This window comes from Bradyrhizobium glycinis, assembly GCF_016031655.1.
GTDB lineage: Bacteria > Pseudomonadota > Alphaproteobacteria > Rhizobiales > Xanthobacteraceae > Bradyrhizobium > Bradyrhizobium glycinis.
Window position 1 is genome coordinate 220,791 of sequence record NZ_JACCHQ010000002.1, and the last position, 17,971, is coordinate 238,761.

Annotated in this window: 15 protein-coding genes and 1 pseudogene; 5 read left to right on the forward strand and 11 right to left on the reverse strand. The window is 65.1% G+C overall.

What is annotated here, in order from left to right; translation table 11 throughout:
* Positions 1-126 precede the first annotated feature (126 nt).
* The 3 genes and pseudogenes from HZZ16_RS05330 to HZZ16_RS05340 form a co-directional block, all read left to right on the forward strand.
* Positions 127-948, forward strand: coding sequence for an enoyl-CoA hydratase (locus tag HZZ16_RS05330; RefSeq protein ID WP_197947462.1), 822 nt, complete (start codon positions 127-129; stop codon positions 946-948).
* A 54-nt stretch (positions 949-1,002) separates the two neighbouring features.
* The gene (locus HZZ16_RS05335) at positions 1,003-1,749 is read left to right on the forward strand and encodes an acyl carrier protein (protein ID WP_197947463.1); all 747 of its coding nucleotides are present in this window, start codon (positions 1,003-1,005) and stop codon (positions 1,747-1,749) included.
* A 242-nt stretch (positions 1,750-1,991) separates the two neighbouring features.
* Positions 1,992-2,861: pseudogene (locus tag HZZ16_RS05340) on the forward strand (translation factor GTPase family protein); the annotation flags it as partial.
* Positions 2,862-3,045: 184 nt separating this feature from the next.
* Here the strand turns inward: HZZ16_RS05340 and HZZ16_RS05345 are convergent.
* The 8 genes from HZZ16_RS05345 to HZZ16_RS05380 form a co-directional block, all read right to left on the reverse strand.
* Entirely contained in the window at positions 3,046-4,125 is a 1,080-nt protein-coding gene (locus HZZ16_RS05345) for an isocitrate/isopropylmalate dehydrogenase family protein (RefSeq protein WP_197947465.1), read from the reverse strand.
* A 135-nt stretch (positions 4,126-4,260) separates the two neighbouring features.
* Complete coding sequence (locus HZZ16_RS05350) at positions 4,261-5,328, reverse strand: alcohol dehydrogenase (RefSeq protein WP_197947466.1); 1,068 nt, start codon at positions 5,326-5,328, stop codon at positions 4,261-4,263.
* A 75-nt stretch (positions 5,329-5,403) separates the two neighbouring features.
* The gene (locus HZZ16_RS05355) at positions 5,404-6,375 is read right to left on the reverse strand and encodes an ABC transporter ATP-binding protein (protein WP_197947467.1); all 972 of its coding nucleotides are present in this window, start codon (positions 6,373-6,375) and stop codon (positions 5,404-5,406) included.
* Positions 6,372-7,364: an ABC transporter ATP-binding protein gene (locus tag HZZ16_RS05360; RefSeq protein WP_197947468.1), complete on the reverse strand. Its 993-nt coding sequence runs from the start codon at positions 7,362-7,364 to the stop codon at positions 6,372-6,374. Before HZZ16_RS05360 ends, HZZ16_RS05355 begins: the two co-directional genes overlap by 4 nt.
* A complete protein-coding gene (locus HZZ16_RS05365; protein ID WP_197947469.1) occupies positions 7,361-8,233 on the reverse strand; it encodes an ABC transporter permease in 873 nt (290 codons plus the stop codon). The genes HZZ16_RS05360 and HZZ16_RS05365 overlap by 4 nt, the downstream gene beginning before the upstream one ends.
* A complete protein-coding gene (locus HZZ16_RS05370) occupies positions 8,220-9,170 on the reverse strand; it encodes an ABC transporter permease (RefSeq protein ID WP_197947470.1) in 951 nt (316 codons plus the stop codon). The genes HZZ16_RS05365 and HZZ16_RS05370 overlap by 14 nt, the downstream gene beginning before the upstream one ends.
* A gap of 7 nt (positions 9,171-9,177) precedes the next feature.
* A complete protein-coding gene (locus tag HZZ16_RS05375) occupies positions 9,178-10,713 on the reverse strand; it encodes an ABC transporter substrate-binding protein (RefSeq protein WP_197947471.1) in 1,536 nt (511 codons plus the stop codon).
* Between the two features lie 131 nt (positions 10,714-10,844).
* Positions 10,845-12,041, reverse strand: coding sequence for a CaiB/BaiF CoA transferase family protein (locus HZZ16_RS05380; protein ID WP_197947472.1), 1,197 nt, complete (start codon positions 12,039-12,041; stop codon positions 10,845-10,847).
* Between the two features lie 193 nt (positions 12,042-12,234).
* Here HZZ16_RS05380 and glgA point away from each other — a divergent pair, with 193 nt between their 5' ends.
* Positions 12,235-13,650 (forward strand): glycogen synthase GlgA, encoded by a 1,416-nt coding sequence (gene glgA, locus HZZ16_RS05385; protein ID WP_197947473.1) that lies wholly within the window; start codon positions 12,235-12,237, stop codon positions 13,648-13,650.
* Between the two features lie 142 nt (positions 13,651-13,792).
* On the opposite strand, the gene HZZ16_RS05390 is transcribed toward glgA, so the two are convergent.
* From HZZ16_RS05390 to HZZ16_RS05400, 3 genes are all read right to left on the reverse strand, one after another.
* A complete protein-coding gene (locus HZZ16_RS05390; RefSeq protein WP_197947474.1) occupies positions 13,793-14,740 on the reverse strand; it encodes an oxygenase MpaB family protein in 948 nt (315 codons plus the stop codon).
* Positions 14,741-14,831: 91 nt separating this feature from the next.
* Positions 14,832-15,977, reverse strand: a complete 1,146-nt coding sequence (locus tag HZZ16_RS05395; RefSeq protein ID WP_197947475.1) for a DUF3734 domain-containing protein — start codon at positions 15,975-15,977, stop codon at positions 14,832-14,834.
* 58 nt (positions 15,978-16,035) lie between these two features.
* Complete coding sequence (locus tag HZZ16_RS05400; protein ID WP_197947476.1) at positions 16,036-16,860, reverse strand: 3-hydroxybutyrate dehydrogenase; 825 nt, start codon at positions 16,858-16,860, stop codon at positions 16,036-16,038.
* 180 nt (positions 16,861-17,040) lie between these two features.
* Here HZZ16_RS05400 and HZZ16_RS05405 point away from each other — a divergent pair, with 180 nt between their 5' ends.
* A complete protein-coding gene (locus HZZ16_RS05405; RefSeq protein WP_197947477.1) occupies positions 17,041-17,928 on the forward strand; it encodes a LysR family transcriptional regulator in 888 nt (295 codons plus the stop codon).
* The last annotated feature ends 43 nt before the right edge of the window (positions 17,929-17,971 follow it).

Consider the following 17,971-nt stretch of genomic DNA (forward strand, 5'->3'; position numbering starts at 1 on the left):
TCCGTCGAACGCCGCGCGCCATGCAATCGCAACACGGGCGAATGCAGGCTCTGCTCTCCTGCGCCGGTTGACCGCGGCGGTGCCTGCGCCGCACATTGCGCCTCGCTACCGAGCAGCGAGCGCGCGATGCCAGACCTTTTCAGCACGACCGGAACACCTTACGCCGACGGCAAGATTCTGACGCACGCGACCGATGGCGTCGGCGTGATCACCTTCAACAATCCCGACAAGCGCAACGCGATGTCGCTGGAGATGTGGGAGGGATTTGGCGAGGCGCTGACGGCCTTGCGCCACGACGACACGGTGCGCATCGTGATCCTGCGCGGCGCCGGCGGCAAGGCGTTCGTCTCGGGCGCCGACATCAGCCAGTTCGAGAAGGTCAGGCACAATGCCGCGGCGTCCGAGGAATACGCCAAGCGCAGCGCCGCCCAGCGCGCGCTGCTCGCCGATTATCCCAAGCCGACCATCGCCTGCATCGACGGCTACTGCCTCGGCGGCGGCATGCAGGTCGCGATGCTCGCCGACATCCGCCTCGCCTCGCAGGACAGCCAGTTCGGCATTCCCGCCGCCAAGCTCGGCATCGCCTATGGCTATGACGGCCTGCGGCATCTGGTGTCGCTGGTCGGCCCGGCCTGGGCGCGGCTGCTGATGTACACGGGCATGCGCATCGATTCCGCCGAGGCCCTGCGCATCGGCCTCGTCGAGCGCGTGTTTCCACAAGGCGAGCTCTGGGGCGAGACCATGACGATCGCCGAGACGATCGCGCAGAACGCCCCGCTCGCAATCAAGGCGGCCAAGATCACCATCGCGCAGGTAGTGAAGGACGAGAGCCGGCGCGACATGGAGGCGATCAAGGCGATCGGCAATGCCTGCATGGACAGCGCGGATTTCCGCGAGGGCCGGCAGGCCTTCATGGAAAAGCGCAAGCCGCAGTTTACGGGGAAGTAGGCTCTGGCGCCCGATCGCGACAATGCTACAATCACGGCAGCCTGTGGGTTAAACATGAAAGACACGCTGAATCTCGTCGGCGACGGTGACGATGTGGACGTCATCCACGAGGTTGAGCGAACCTTTGGGATCAAGCTGACCGACGCGGAAGCCGAGCAGGCACGGACCGTCGGCCAGCTTTACGATCTGATCGAATTGAAAAATCGGAACGCCGGAAGCACGACACGGGCGTGCCTTTCTCAAGCGGCGTTCTACCGCCTGCGTCAGACACTCAAACTGATGGGAATTGAAGGCGAAATCACCCCTCAAACGTCTATCTCGATTCTTGAGCGAATCGAGCCCCGCTCGATGGCTCCGAAATGGCGACGGCTTGCGCAAACTTCAGGCCTTGATCTTCCAAGTCTGGAAACTTCTTTCCGGGTGTCAGAGAGATGGCCCGGACCTTTCCGTTGGCTGGTTTCCTTCGCATTGGGGCTGCTCGGTTGCCTGTGGCACGCCGGTGGGATCTCGTTGGACAATCGGCTTGCACTTCTTTTGGCGGCCGCCCTCTGCTTTGGTTGCTTTGGCTACAAGAAGTGGCTGACCTTCCGGACCGTTCCGCGTCGCATCCTCACGATCGGGGAGTTGGCGCGCGAGGCGGCAGGCTGCAGCTTTGCGAAACTGACCACGGAGAACAAGGAATGCGCGCCGGCCGACAGGTGGTTTGCACTCACAGCGATCCTGCGCGGCATTACTGGACACAAAATCGCAATCTCGCCGGAGACCACTTTTTTTGCCGAGCACGCGAATCCTACGTCGTAAGGATGTGGGACATGCCTGCTTGAGGGCTGATACGTCCAATGATCGACTTTCCCGTAGAATGCTTCGTTATCCAGCGCCTTCAACAAGGCGGCTGGCGCGTCATTCAGCGCGGCGAGCTCACCGAACTGCCGATCGCCGACTTCGTTTCGTATCGCGAGGCCGAGGAATGGGTGAACTGGAAATCCGGCCATCCCAGAATCAATCCGTATCTCACGGCGGGTGAAATGTCCTCACAGCCGCTGCTGGTCGAGCTCGCAATCGAGCCGAAGTCGAAGGCCGATGGACAGAAGCTCGGCATTGCGCTGGCGAAGCTTGCGGCCGACGACCCTGCCTTCGAAATGTCGATCGATCACGAGTCCGGACTGACTATCATCAAGAGCGTGAGCGAACTCCATCTCGACGCCAAGCTCGATGTCCTCAAACGTACTTACAACATCGACCTCAGAGTCGGGGAGCCGCAGGTGGCGTTCCGTGAGCGCATCACTCGGCCGGCCGAAGTGGAATATACCTACAAAAAGCAGTCGGGCGGTTCCGGCCAATTCGCGGCGGTCAAGCTGCGGATCGAGCAGAACGAGCTCGGCAAGGGCTATCGGTTCGAGTCCAGGATTGCCGGCAGCGCAGTGCCGAAAGAGTACATCCCCGGCGTCGAGAAGGGCATCGAGAGCGTGCTCTCCTCGGGAGTGGTCGCCGGCTATCCGGTGATCGACATCAAGGTTGAGCTGATCGATGGCAAGTATCATGACATCGACTCTTCGGCGCAGGCCTTCGAGATCGCCGCGCGTGCGGCGTTCCGCGGGGCACTCCAGAAGGCTGGGTCGGTGCTGCTCGAGCCGATCATGAAGGTAGAGGTGGTGACCCCGGAGGATTATATCGGCTCCATCATTTCAGGTCTCAATTTGCGACGCGGGCGGATCCAGGGCCAACATGCGCGCGGCAATACCGCCGTCATCAACGCGATTGTACCGCTCATGAACATGTTCGGTTACGTGAATGACGTGCGCTCGATGAGCCAAGATCGCGCAACCGTTACAATGCAATTCGATCATTATGCCCCTGCACCCTCGCCCGAGAATGATCCGCCGTTCCGGCCTGCGATCGGGATGCGTGCTTGAACGATGCCTCGCGGATGAGGACGGCAAGACAGGAGCGACGTCGCCCCTGTGAGCACATGTTCGGGAGGATTCCTCTCCCCGCTTTTACGGACCGCGTCCGTGGGGCTGGCCTCACCACCATCACGGGCGCGGCTGGTCAATGACAAAGGGGCCGCCAGACCCCTTCTCCTGACGGCATTCTCGGCTACAGCGCTGCGAGCACCGCTTTCGTGATGTCCGCCGTGCCGTTGCTGCCACCGAACTCCATCGGCTTGATGCCGCCGGCATAGACCTGATCCACGGCACGCTCGATCGTCATGCCGGCTTCCGCCGCACTCTCCACACCATGCTTCTCAGCGAGCCAATCCAGCATCATCGCCGCGGACAGGATCATGCCGGTCGGATTGGCCTTGCCCTGCCCCATGATGTCAGGCGCCGTGCCGTGGCACGGCTGGAACACCGCGTATTTGTCGCCGATGTCGGCGGACGGCGCCATGCCGAGGCCGCCGATCAGGCTCGCGGTGATGTCGGAGACGATGTCGCCGAACATGTTCTCCATCACCATCACGTCGAAATCCCAGGGACGCTTGACCAGCATCGCCGAGCAGGCATCGACATAGAGCCGGTCGATCTTCACGTCAGGATGCTTCGTGGCAATCTCGTCGAAGATGCCGCGGAAGAACGCAAAGGCCTTGAACACGTTCGCCTTGTCGACGCAGGTGAGTGCGCCCGGCTTGCCGCGTGACTTGCGCCGCTCGGCGAGGCGAAACGAGAACTCGAACAGGCGCTCGGAGGTTTTGCGCGTGATCACCATGGTCTCGCGCGCGTCCTCATGGGTGACGACGCCCTTGCCCATCGAGGCGAACAGGCCTTCGGTGGACTCCCGGATCACGACGAGATCGATGCCGCGCTGGTCCGCGCCGACGATCGGGCTCGGCACGCCCGGAATGAGGCGCGCCGGACGGACGCCGGCATAGAGATCGAAGATGAAGCGCAGCTCGATCTGCGGCGCGATCTCGGTGTTGTCGGGGTAGCGCACCGACGGCAGGCCGCAGGCGCCGAGCAAGATCGCGTCCGCCTCCTCGCAGAGCTTGATGGTGCTATCCGGCATCGACTTGCCGGTCGCGAGGTAGTGGTTGGCGCCCGCCGGCGCCTCAGTGAAGCGGAAGCCAAGCCCGGACTTCTCGCCGACCTTGCGCAGCACCTCCAGCGCCGGCGCCATGACCTCGGGACCGATGCCGTCACCGGCGAGCACGGCAATGTGGAAGGCGTTGTTTGCGGACATTTAAGGCCTCAAGGAAGGTGTCAACCAAGTCGTCATTGCGAGCGAAGCGAAGCAATCCAGAACTGCATCCACGGAGACATTCTGGATTGCTTCGTCGCTTTCGCTCCTCGCAATGACGGAAGAGAGAGCGTCGAACTACGGCGTCAGCACCGTACGCCCGACCACTGCGCCCTGCTGCAATTGCAGCAACGCGTCGTTGGCCCTGGCGAGCGGTTGCTGCGTCACCGGGATCGGCGGCACCTTTTTCGACCGCACCAGGTCGAGCAGCTCCTGCGTTTCGCGCAAGTTGCCGACATAGCTGCCCTGGATCGTCACCGCCTTGATCGGAATCAGCGGCAGCGCCCAGGTCGCCCCGCCGCCGAACAGGCCGACGATGACGAGCTTGCCGCCCTTGGTCAGGCAGTCGAAGCCGAGCTGCGTCGTAGCAGAATTGCCGACGAGGTCGATCACGGCGCGGATCGGGCTGCCCGCCTTCTTGGCAAGCTGCTCCAGCGCGTCCGGCGCCTTGGGATCGACGGTCGCGAGCGCACCCGCCTTCTCGGCCACCTCGCGCTTCCTCGCGTCGATATCGACCATGATCGCGCCCTTGCCGCCCATCGCCTTCAGCAGCGACAGCGCCATCAACCCGAGGCCGCCGGCGCCGAACATCACGATCGGCGTGTCGAAATGCTGCTCGACTTTCTTCAGCGCACTATAGGTGGTGACGCCCGAGCAGGCATAAGGCGCGGTCGTCGCGGGATCGAGGCCCTTCAGATTAAGCAGGTAGCGCGGGTGCGGCACCAGCATGTGATCGGAATAGCCGCCGTCGCAATAGACCCCGAGCGAGCGGGGCGTCAGGCACATGTTCTCGTCACCGGCGAGGCACGTGGCACATTTGCCGCAGCCGATCCAGGGATAGACGAGGCCGACATCGCCGATCTTCAGGTCGCCCTGGTCGGTCGGCTTCACGTCGGGACCGAAGGCGAGGACTTCGCCGACCGTCTCGTGGCCCATGGTGAGCGGCAGGTTGATGCCGCGATCCTTCAATGAGAGCGGCTTGCGGCCATGGCCGAGATCGTAGCCGCCTTCCCAGATGTGGAGGTCGCTGTGGCAGACGCCTGCGGCCTTCACCTTGATCAGCACCTGCGTGCCCGAGGGCTGCGGCGTCGCCTCGTCGACCTCCAACAGCGGCGCCTTGAAATCGGCAACCTTGAAACTCTTCATCGGCGTCCTCCCGCATGCTTCTTGTTGTCGTGCCACCATGCCATGGTCGGCGCGACCAGACAAACCGGTCTTAGTTCAGGCCAGCGGATGGTGGCAAGCGGCGAACTGGCCGGGTGCGACTTCGCGCAACTCCGGTATCTCCGCGCTGCAACGCTGATCGGCGCGCGGGCAGCGGGTGCGGAAGCGGCAGCCGGATGGCGGCGCAATCGGCGATGGCGGCTCGCCGGCCGCCACACTTTCGGCGGGACGCACGTCCGGATCCGGCACCGGGATCGCCTGCAACAGCAGCGCGGTGTAGGGATGCGCGGGCCGTGCGAACAATTGCTCGGAGGGTCCGACCTCGCAGAGCCGGCCGAGATACATCACCGCGACGCGGTCGCTGACCGCTTTGACCACCGCGAGATCGTGCGCGATGAACAGCAGCGTCAGACCGAAGCGCGCCTTCATCTCCTCCAGCAGGTTGAGGATCTGCGCGCGAATGGAGACGTCGAGGGCCGACACCGGCTCGTCGCAGACGATGAATTCCGGGTTGAGCACCAGCGAGCGCGCGATGCAGATGCGCTGGCACTGGCCGCCGGAGAATTCGTGCGGCAGGCGGTTCGCCACGAGATCGGGGTCGAGCCCGACCGCGGACAGAACCTCGTGAACCCTGCGCTTGCGCTCGGCGGCATCCTTGAGGCCGGCGATGATCAGCGGCTCGGCGACGATGTCGCCGATGCGCCGGCGCGGATTGAGCGAAGCAATCGGGTCCTGGAAGATCAGCTGCACGCGGCGGCGCATCCTGCGCAGCGCCTCGCCCTCCATCGCGGTGAGGTCCTCGCCGTCGAACATCACGCGACCGGACTTGGCGCGTCGCAGTTGCAGCACCGCGCGGCCGAGCGTCGACTTGCCGCAGCCGGATTCACCGACCAGCCCCAGCGTCTCGCCGCGCGCGACCTGGAGGCTGACACCGGAAACGGCATGCACCGTCTTGTTGCCGAGACCATATTCGACGACGAGATTGTCGACGTTCAGGAGGGGCGCGGGCCGCACGGCAAGCTGCATCATGCCCCGATCCCCTCGGTCATCCGGATCGGGTGGAAGCAGGCGTAGAGATGTCCCCGCATCTCGGCGCTCGTCAGGACCGGTTTGGCCTCATGACAGCGCCCGGTTGCATAATGGCAGCGCGGCGCGAAGGAGCAGCCCTTCAGCGGGCGCGTCGGATCGGGGGGACGGCCCGAGATCGCCGGCAGCGGCGTATGCGGCGCGGTCTCCAGCTTCGGGATCGCCGCCAGCAGCGCCTCGGTGTAGGGCATGTGCATGCGCTTGAACAACGCTTGCGTCGGCGCGCGCTCCACCACCCGGCCGGCATACATCACCGCGACCTCGTCGGCGCGGCCGGCGACCACGCCGAGATCGTGGGTGATGATGATCATCGCCATGTGGCGGCGGCGCTGCTCGCGCGCGAGCAGATCGAGGATTTGCGCCTGGATGGTGACGTCGAGCGCGGTGGTCGGCTCATCCGCGATCAGGAGCTTCGGCTCGCAGGACAGTGCGATCGCAATCGCGATGCGCTGGCGCATGCCGCCGGAGCATTGATGCGGATATTGCGCGAGCCGCTGCTCCGGCGCGGGAATGCCGACGGCGGCGAGCAGCTCGATGCTGCGCGCTTTCGCGGCGGGCGCGTCGAGCTCGAGGTGCTCCTGGATCGTCTCCATCAGCTGCGTGCCGATGGTGAGCACCGGGTTGAGCGAGGTCATGGGGTCCTGGAACACGACCGCGAGATCGCGTCCGCGCAGGCGCCGCAGGCTTTCAGGCTCGAGCCGCACCAGATCCTCGCCGTCGAACATCACCCGGCCCGTCAGCTTCGCCTTCTTCGGCAGCAGCTGCAGCACGGCGCGGGAGAGCATGGTCTTGCCGCAGCCGGATTCACCGACGATCCCGAGCGTGCGACCGGCCTGCAGCGAAAGATCGACGTGATCGACGGCGCGCAGGTTTCCGCGCGGGGTCGGCAGCTCGACCGCGACATCCTCGATGCTCAAGAGCGGCGCGCTCACAGGGCCCCCTGACGTGGGTCGGTGAGGGCCCGCAAGGTGTCGCCGACGAGGTTGAACGCCAGCACGGTCGCAAACAGCGCTGCCGCCGGCAGGAAGGCGAGGCGCGGCGCGACGTCCAGACTGTCACGTCCCTCCCCGATCATGCTGCCCCAGCTTGCCATCGGCGGCGGCACGCCGAGGCCGAGGAAGGACAGCGCGCCTTCGACCACGATGGTGACGGCGACGCCGAGCAGGAAGAAGGCGAGCAGCGGCAGGATGACGTTCGGCAGCAGCTCGCGCAGCAGGATGCGCGCATGGCTCGCGCCGAGCGCCTCGGCCGCGATCACGAACTCGCGCCGCGCCAGCGTCAGCGTCGCCGCGCGCGCCACGCGCATGAAGGCGGGAATGCCGAGGACGCCGAGGACGACGGTGAGGTTAGGGACCGACTGCCCGAGATAGGCGACCACCGCGAGCGCGAAGATCAGCGGGGGGAAAGCGAGCAGCACGTCCATGCTGCCGACCACCAGCGTCTCGAACCGGCCGCGGAAATAGCCGGCCAGCAGGCCGAGCGCGCCGCCGACGACGAGGCCGATCATGGGCGCGATCAGCCCGACCGTCAGCGACACCCGCGCACCAAAGATCAGCCGGGCGAGCTCGTCGCGGCCAAGCCCGTCGGTGCCGAGCCAGTGTTCCCCGGAGAAGGCGGCGCGCCGTTCCAGCATGTCCATGTCGACAGGGTTCTGCAGCGGCAGCACCGGCGCCAGGATCGCGAGCGAAAGGATGATCGCAAGCCAAGCGCTTGCGATCCAGAACAACAGGCCGAGCTTGCGCTTGCGGCCGACCGGCGCAGCCACTTCCTCGTCGGGAATCGACAGCTCAAGCGTGGCCATGGCGGATCCTCGGATCGAGCACGGCATAGAGCATGTCGACGATGAAGTTGACGATGACGAAGCCGCAGGCCACCAGCAGCACGACGCCCTGGAGAATGACGAGGTCGCGGGTGTAGATCGCCCCAACCAGCAGCCGGCCGATACCAGGCAGCGCGAAGATCGATTCCACGATCAGCGTGCCGCCGAGCAGGCGGCCGATATTGATGCCGGTCACTGTCACCAGGGTCAGCGACGAAGGCTTCAGCGCATGCACGAACAGGATGCGGGATGGCTTGAGGCCCTTTGCCTTGGCCAGCGCGATATAATCCTCCTGCAAGGTCGCGATCATGTCGGAGCGCAGCACGCGCATGATCCCCGGCCATTCCGCCAGCGCCAACGTCAGCGCCGGCAGCACGAAGAACCGCAAGTTCGCCAGCGGCGCCTCGGTGAACGGCACATAGCCGGTCGCCGGCAGCCAGCGCAGCTCGACCGCGAACAGATAGATCAATAGGATGGCCACCAGGAACGACGGCATCGACAGCATCGCGAACGCGCTGCCGGTCATGAAGCGGTCGAACGCGCCGCCGGCGCGCGCGGCACAGGCGATCGCGATCGGAACGCCGATCAGGAGCCCGATGAACTCGGCCATCAGCATCAGCTGTAGCGAGACCGGAATCCGCTCCGCGACCGCCTGCAGCACCGTTTGCCCGGTGCGGAACGAGCGGCCGAGATCGCCCTGCAACACATGACCGAGCCAGCTCAGGTAACGCCACCACAGCGGCTGGTCGAGCCCCATGTCGCGGCGCAGCGCCGCGACATTCTCCGGTGTTGCCTGGTCGCCGAGGATGACGAGAGCGAGATCGCCCGGCAGCAGCGAGGCGATCAGGAACGTCAGCAACGAGACGGCGAGCAGGACCGGCAGCATACCGAGCAGCCGGCGGACGACGAAGTTCAGCATTGCGCCGTCATTCCAGCCAGGTGGTCGAGACGTCGATCACGCCGTTGTAGATCTTGGGAAAGCCTTTCAGCCTGGCGCTCGACAGCGCGTAATAGGTGTTCTGGAAGGTCCAGAACCAGATCGCCTCCTTGTTGATCAGGCGGCTGATGGCGCAGTAATCCTCCGTGCGCTGGCCGATGTCGGCGGTGACGCGCGCATGGTCCAGAAGCCTGTCGAGCTCGGGGTTCGAGTATCCGGCGAGCGCCAGCGGGCTGCCGCTGCGGAAATTCGCGTACATCTGCGGATCGGGATCGGCAAGATCGACGATGCGCCACGGCGTCAGCTGGAATTGGCGGGTGAAGGCGCGCGTCGGAATCGTGGCCTGGTCGACCTGCTCGATCTCCATGTTGGCGCCGACGCGCTTCCAGAACTGCTGCAGCACCTGGCCGACCATGCGGCCGCGGGGCGTTGCAGTCACCAGCATCTTGAACTCGACCGGCTTGCCGTACTCCTTGATCAGCGCCTTGGCCTTCTCGACATCGGACGGCAGCGCGCCGTCGTCCTTGCACTTGACCCAGGAGCCATCGCCGTAAGGATTGCTCGCGGGCCGGCTGAGGCCGTTGCTGATCGCCTGCGACATCTTCGGACGGTCGATCGCCATCACCAGCGCCTGCCGCACCCGCACGTCGTCGAACGGCGCCACCTTGGTGTTGAAGGCGTAGACCTGCGCGCCGGAGCCCTTGTAGGTGTGCACCGTGAGCTTGGGGTCCTTCTGCGCCTTCATGATGTTGTCGGCGTCGTTCTCGTCGTCCCAGATGATGTCGGCCTCGCCCGATTGCAGCGAGGCGAAGCGCGACTGCGCATCCGGCAGCGGCTTCAGGATGATACGGTCAAGATAGGGACGGCCCTTGTCCCAATAGTTCGGGTTCTTCTCCAGCACCATGCGGTCGCCGGCGGTCCAGGATTTCAGAACGTAGGGACCGGTGCCGACCGGATTGCGGTTGTAATCGTCGCCCTTGGTCTTCCAGGCCGTCGGCGAATGAATGACGTTGTTGGAGCTCTGGATGGTGATCACTGCCGGCCAGTTCACCGAAGGATCGGTTAGATTGAAAATGACCGTGTATTCGTCCGGCGCCAGCACCTCCTTGACGTTGGTGATGTAGAAAGCGCAGCGGCACTTGTTGGCGGGGTCCTTCTGCCGGTCGAAGTTCTCCTTGAAGGCCTGCGCATTGAACGGCGTGCCGTCGTGGAATTTGACGCCTTCGCGGAGCTTGAAGGTCCAGGTCTTGTAATCGTCGGAATGGGTCCAGGACACCGCGAGCTTCGGCGCGGCCTCGCCTTTTTCATTCAGCGTGGTCAGCGTGTCGAAGATCGCGGCGGCAGCGGTGAAGGTCGAGGTGTCGTAGACGCCGACCTTGAGCGGATCAAAGCCCGCGATCTCCAGCTCCTGGCCGACTGTGATGCTGCCGCCCGATTTCTGCGCCTGCACTGGCGAGACAAGCGCAAATGCCGCAACGAGGAAAATCGGCACGCGCCTGCGTGCCACGGCCGCCGCGTTCGTCATGGTTCCTCCCGGGATCCTTCGTCCGATGTTTCGGATCGTTGAATGACTCGGCAGCGAGCTTGGCGACAAATGCCCGCTTCGGCAAGAGGAACGAGCGAGAGTTCAAACGCCGCATGTGGCGGCGATAAGACTCAGGATGTCGCGGCCGTTTTGCCTGGCGGAATTGTCGTATCGCCCGCAAGGCCGATCTCCTGGCGCAACGCGTCGGTGTGCTCGCCGAGCACAGACACGGTCTTGGCCGGCGCCGTGTCAGCCCCCGACATCCGAAACGGCAGGTTGAGCACCTGGAATGAGCCGCCCTCGTCCCTGACCTCGGAGAGCGCACGGCGATGCGCAAGCTGCGGATCGGCCAAGGCCTCGGACACGCTGCGATAGGCCGAGGCCGGCACGCCGGCAGCCCCAAGCACGCGCAGGCACGCATCGGTCGAAAGCTGCCGCGACCAGATTTCGACGCCGTCCATCAGCTCGGCCCAGTTCTCGCGCCGCGCGGCATAGGTGGCGAAGCGTGGATCGGAGACCCAGTCCGGGCGGCCGATCACCCCCATCAAGGCCTGAAACGTCTTCTCGCTGGCGATCGTGATCATGACGTAGCCGCTTGCCGTCTCGGTCGGGCCGAACATCGGGCGTGGCGGCGGCGCCACCGCGAATTGCGAGCTCTGCAGCTCGGTCAGCGTCAGCGACAGCATGGTTTCCAGCATGGAGACGTCGATGTGCTGGCCAACACCCGTCACGGTGCGCTGATAGAGCGCGGACGCGATCGCGCCAAAACCATAGGTCCCCGTGACGACGTCGGCGTGGTAGATGCCGCAATAATCGGGCCGGTTACGGCCCGGCTGGTAGGCGAGATGGGCCATGTCGTAGCCCGAGGCCGCGTGGATCACCGGGGCGTAGGCCGGCAGCTCGGCCGAGGGGCCGGTCTGGCCGTAGCCCGAGATCGAGCAGTAGATCAGCCTCGGGTTGACCTGACGCAGGCTGTCGTAGTCGAGCCCAAGGCGGCGCATCACGCCGGGACGGAAGTTCTCGACCAGAATGTCCGATGTCGCGGCCAGCCGGCGCACCGCCTCCTTGCCGTCCTCGGACTTGAGGTCGAGGACCACGCTCTTCTTGCCGACATTGAGCTGGCCGAACGCGGTGCTGCAGCCGTTGCGGAGGGGTGGCCGGGTCCGCATCGTCTCCCCGCCGTCCGTCTCGATCTTGATGACCTCGGCGCCCATGTCGGCGAGCATCCGGGTGCAATGGGGCCCGGCGATCGTGGTCGAAAAATCCAGCACCCGCAGACCCGCCATGACCTTTGTCAATGTCCCCTCATGCTTATCTGCTAGCTGCATGCCTACCTGCGTCTCTCGAGTCTTTGGAACCATCGAAGTTCTTTGTTGTTGATGCGGCGACCCTAGAGGGCGGCGGCTGAGTAGGAAAGTGTTTACCGAGCAGACGTGCCGCGTGGGCGGGCTTTGGATTTCCAGCACAACTGGACCCGTTCTTGCATAGCAGCAAGCGGGGGTCGGAAGAGGGCGGCTGTTCTTGAGGGTCTTGTTCGTCACCACAGAGATGGACGACTTCGTCCGCGTTGGCGGACTGGGCGCCGTTTCCGCCGCCCTCCCTCGCGCACTTCGCTCCTTCACCGATATCCGGATCATGCTGCCCGGCTATCGCGACATCATCGAGCAACTCACGCATGTTCAGGTCGTCGGCCGCTGTCCTGCATTCGCGGAGATGCCGGCCTGCTCGGTCGGCCGTGCCGCGACCAAGGATGGCCTGCCGGTCTATGTGCTGTTGTGCTCGCAGCTCTACGACCGACCCGGCAACCCCTATGGCGACGAGTTCGGGCGCGATTGGCCCGACAACGACATCCGCTTCGCGCGCCTCGCCTCGGCCGCGGCTGAGCTCGCCATGGGCAAGCTGGACAAGAATTGGGCAGCAGACCTGATCCATGCCAACGACTGGCAGGCCTCGCTCGTGCCGGCCTATCTGGCCTGGCAGGGCGCCAAGCTGCCGTCCATCCTGACCATCCATAACCTCGCCTATCAGGGCCTCTTCCCGAAGGACTCGCTGCGGCGGATCGGCGCACCGGAGAGCTCCTTCCACATCGACGGCGTCGAGTTCTACGATCAGGTCTCCTTCCTCAAGGCGGGCCTCGTCTACGCCTCCCACCTCACCACGGTCAGCGGCACCTATGCGCGGGAGATCACCACGCCCGAGTTCGGCTGTGGCCTGGAGGGCCTGCTCCGCCTGCGCTCGGACGCCGCCGAGCTCACCGGGATCCTCAACGGCATCGACGAGAGCTGGGACCCGCGCTCCTGCGCCCAGCTCGCCCAGCAATTCGGCGCCGGCGACTGGGTCGGCAAGAAGGCGAACGCGGACTACGTCCGCAAGCAGTTCGGACTGGCGGTCTCGCGCGGGCCGATGTTCGGCATCGTCGCGCGTCTCGTGCACCAGAAGGGCATCGACCTCGTCCTGTCGGCGGCTGACGAGATCGTCGATGCCGGCGGACAGATCGTGGTCACCGGCTCCGGCGAGCCCGCGCTCGAGCAGGCTTTGATTGACGCGCACCGCCGTCGCCCCGACGCGATCGGGGTTGCGATCGGCTTCAACGACGCCCAGGCGCGGCGCATCTTCGCCGGCAGCGACTTCACCTTGATGCCGTCGCGGTTCGAGCCGTGCGGGCTCAGCCAGATGTACGCCCAGCGCTTCGGCTCGCTGCCGATCGGTCACCAGACCGGCGGCCTCGCCGAGACCATCAGCGACGGCGAGACGGGATTTCTGTTCTCAAAACCCTCGCGGGAATCTTTCCTCGGCGGCGTGCGGCGGGCCTTCTCGGCCTTCATGGCCCACGATCAGCTCGATACGATGCGCCGCAGCGCCATGGGGCGTTCGTTCTCCTGGAGCATCTCGGCCGGCAGCTACAGCGCGCTGTACCGCAAGCTGGCGTCGGTGTGAGACACCGCTGTCATTCCGGGGCGCGCCGCTTGGCGCGAACCCGGAATCCATCGTTCCGCCGGAATGCTGGGAGAAATGGATTCCGGGTTCGCGCTCCGCGCGCCCCGGAATGACAAGCTGCAACAAGCTTGGCCTTGAGACCCTATTTCCCGCGCACGTCCATCTGCGGCCGGCCGATCCAGGCGCGATTGAGACAGCGTGTCATCCAGTCGGGTTGCGCTTCGCCCCGCAGCCGCGCCTGCGCTTCCTGGTAGGGACCGACATAGCGCAGCCTGTCAGGCAATTTCGGATAGACGCGCCTGATCCATCGCAGTGCGTTTTCCGCGGATCGGATTCCGCGCGCGTCGAGCTCGAAGCCGAAGCCTGCACGCAAGCGCTCCGGCAGCATGCTCGCGGTGAGCGCGCGATACCAGCGCGGCGGCCGCAACCACGGGCGTGCGCCCGTGAAGATATGCGCCGCGATCTCGCGTGCTGCGCTGCTGACCGTCAGCGTCTCCGACTGCGCCATTGCTCTGGTGTAGGCGACGAAGCCGGACCAGTCCGCCGGCAAATCATTCCCCGTCAATCCGAACAGGGCGCCGTACAGCCTGGCCTCGCTCCAATAGCGATCGCGCTTCTCCGCCGAGAGTGGCGGCAGCACCAGATCATGTGCCATGAGCGCGGTCTCGACCAGCGTCGCGTGGACCCAGCGCAGCGCGGGGATGTCGTTGGCGCAGTAGCGCGAGCCGGTCGCGAACGGCCCCACGGTCTCGGGCATCTCGCCGACGATCATGCTGTGACGCCGATGCAGCTGTCGGGACGACAGCAGCGCCCGGTCCAGCGAGCCGAACACCATCGTAAAGACGATGTCGAAGGTGCGATGGAAGCGGCCGATCGGATCGGCAAAGGTTCTGGAATGCTCGGCGATCGCCGCCGCCACCCATGGATGGGCCAGTTGCAGCAGCAGCGCACGGCCGGCGCCGAGAAAGAGCACGGCCTCCCGGTCGATCTGCCAGGTCAGTGAGGCCGGACCGAATACGCCCGCGACTGGTCCCGCCGCGTTGGCACGCAGGATATCGAGCGCCTCCTCCAGATCTTTCTCAGCGACCAATTGCAAGCCTCGCGACGAAGATACGGCAACCATACTCCGGAACGCGCGCCTGCAAAATCGTCGTCGTGCGAAGCCATGGCGGACAAAGCCCTCACTCCGCCGCCATCGGCATCTCGTCCATATGCTCGTGCAGCACGACGCCGGCGAGCGGGTCGAATTCGCCGATCCAGGGCTTGCGCGCCAGCACCGATTTCGTGTGCGCATAGCCGGCATGCCAGCGCCGCGAGATTCCCGACGGACTGAAGTCGATATCCTTGGTATGGGTCTCGTGCTCGAGCTGCGGCGCCAGCAGCCGCACCACATGCATGCGGGTTGGACAGCCGTAGCTCGTCAGCTCCCTCACCGCGGGATCGTTGCGCTCGCTCTCGGGCAGCCGCGCCGCGAGCTGGTTGATGACATGGCGCAGACGATGGGCCTGCTGCTGTCGCACGATCTGGCTGGCGATGCGGCTGGAATATTGCACGTCTTTGTGCCGGTTCAGCACCTCCGCCATCGTGGTCGGCTCCGGCCCGACGGGATTCCACAGATGCACGGAGAAGATCAGCGAATCCCGGCGTGGATTGTCGTCGAACACCGCTTCGGTCGGCGTGTTCGACAGGATGCCGCCGTCCCAATAGAGCTCGCCGTCGATGCGCACGGCGGGGAAAGCCGGCGGCAGCGCGCCCGACGCCATCACATGCTTCACCGTCAGCTCGCCGTCGCGGCTGTCGAAATAGCGCATTTCACTGGTGCCGACATGAGCCGCACCGACCGTCAGGCGTGGCGCGCAGCGGTTGGCCAGATCGAAATCGACGAGCTCGCTCAGCGTCTTCTCCAGCGGCGCGGTCGAATAATAGCCGGCGTGATCGGCGCCCAGCGGATAGGAATCGCCGGCATGGGCGAGCGGATTGGGCCGGAAGAAACCGGCAATGCCGTGGGTCACGGTCGACCAATAGGCCAGCTTCTCGTTGAAGCCTGGAAACGCAGTGCGCCAGTCCCAGACCGGCTGCTGCTCCATCCGCTTCCAGAACTCCCGCAAGCGCGCGAGCCGGTGCTCGGGCGCGTTGCCGGCGATGAGGCTCGCATTGATGGCACCGATCGAGGTGCCGATGATCCAATCCGGCTCGATGCCAGCTTCGTGCAAGGCCTGGTAGACCCCGGCCTGGTACGAGCCGAGCGCGCCGCCGCCCTGAAGCACGAGAACGACCTGACCTGGCAGGTCGAACTTCTTATGCTGCAAATTGTCCTGCGTGCCCATATCTCGCTCCTGGTGAGCTTGCACCGTTCGATTATTCGACTTGCTGCGCCGGGCCCTGTCAATGCGCGGTCCAACCGCCGTCAACCGGCAGCGCAATACCGGTGATCGAGGCCGCCGCGTCCGTCGACAGGAATACGGCCAGCGCGCCGAGTTCCTCGACCGTGGCAAAGCGCTTGTTGGGCTGCTGTGCCAGCAGAACGTCGCGGATCACCTGATCGCGCGATATGCCGTGCGCCTTCGCCTGCCCGTCGATCTGTGCCTCGACAAGTGGGGTATAGACGTAGCCGGGGCAGATCGCGTTGCAGGTGATGCCCTGCTCCGCCGTCTCCAATGCCGTCACCTTGGTGAGACCGACGATGCCATGCTTGGCGGTGACATAGGCTGCCTTGAACGGCGAGCCGACCAGGCCGTGCGCCGAGGCAATGTTGATGATCCGGCCAAAACCGTTCTGCCGCATTGCCGGCAATGCCAGCCGCGTGGTGTGGAAGGCCGAGGACAGATTGATCGCGAGGATCTGGTCCCACTTCTCGACCGGGAACTGGTCGAGCGGCGCGACATGCTGGATGCCGGCGTTGTTCACCAGGATGTCGAGCCGGCCGGATTGGGCCACCGTCGCAGCGATCATCTCGGCGATCGATTTCGGCCTCGTCATGTCCGCGGGCGAATAGCTGGCCTTGACGCCGAACTCGGCGGCGATTTGCTCGCGCGTCCGGCCGATCTCGCTGGCGACGCCCAGGCCATTGAGCACGATGTCGGCGCCGGAGGCGGCGAGGGTCCGTGCGATGCCGAGACCGATGCCGCTGGTCGACCCGGTGACAAGCGCCACCTTGCCGGCCAGCACGCGTGACGAAGCGGACGTCTGCGTCTTGATGGGGATGTTCATGATCCAGACCTCTTTCTCGGCGCGAACTGCGCCAGGCTGGAGCGAAATGTGCGGGATCTCCGGGATTTGCGGAAATGCCGGTTGGCTTCCGAGTCCATACGTCCGCGCTATCGCAGGCGGGATGTCATTTCGCGCCCTGATCGGCTAGATTTCCGGTCGATTTTTGCTGGGAGCCGATCCATGGAAATGCACCAGGTCCGCTATTTCCTCGCGGTGGCGCAGCTTTTGAACTTCACGCGCGCGGCCGAGGAGTGCAACGTCACGCAGCCCTCGCTGACGCGCGCGATCAAGCAGCTCGAGGCCGAGCTTGGCGGCGATCTGTTCCGCCGCGAGCGCCCCGCTGCGCAATTGACCGAGCTCGGCCAGCGCATGCATCCGCTTCTGAAACAGTGCTATGACGCGGCCATCGGCGCGCGCTCGCTCGCCTCCTCATTCAAGAGCGGAGAGATCGGTGCGCTCCGCATTGCGCTGACGCATTCGATCGACCTCACTTTGCTGATTCCGCATCTCAACGAGATCAAGCGGCAGTTCAACCGGCTCGAATTCCGCTTCCTGCGCGGCTCGGGCCGGGACGTCGGCGACTTCCTGAAGAAGGGCGAAGCCGAGCTCGGCATTGCGGCCGAGATCGACGAGGCCTGGGACCGGCTGGATGTCTGGCCGCTGTTCACCGAGAGCTTCGAGCTCGTCGTCGGCGACGGGCACCGGCTGGCCGGCCGCAGCTCGGTCGAATTGGACGATCTGCGATCGGAGCTGCTGCTGAGCCGAACCTTCTGCGAGCACGCGCGCCGCATCTCCGCGAGCCTGCGCGAGCACGGCATCGACATCGAACAGGGCCATGAGGTCTCGAACGAGCGCGATTTGATCGAGCTGGTCGAGGCCGAGATGGGCATCGCCATGGTGCCGCACACCTCACCGGTGCCGGAGCGGCTGACCCGCGCCGCGGTCACGGGGCTGGACGCCCGCCGCACCGTCAATCTCTATGGGGTCGCCGGCCGGCAACGCACCGCTGTGGGCAATGCCGTGATGCGCATGCTGCGAGGCGCGGACTGGAGAGAGATTGCGGGGTAGCAGATGGGCGCTCTTGCACCACGCGAGATGCGCATTGCTGTGC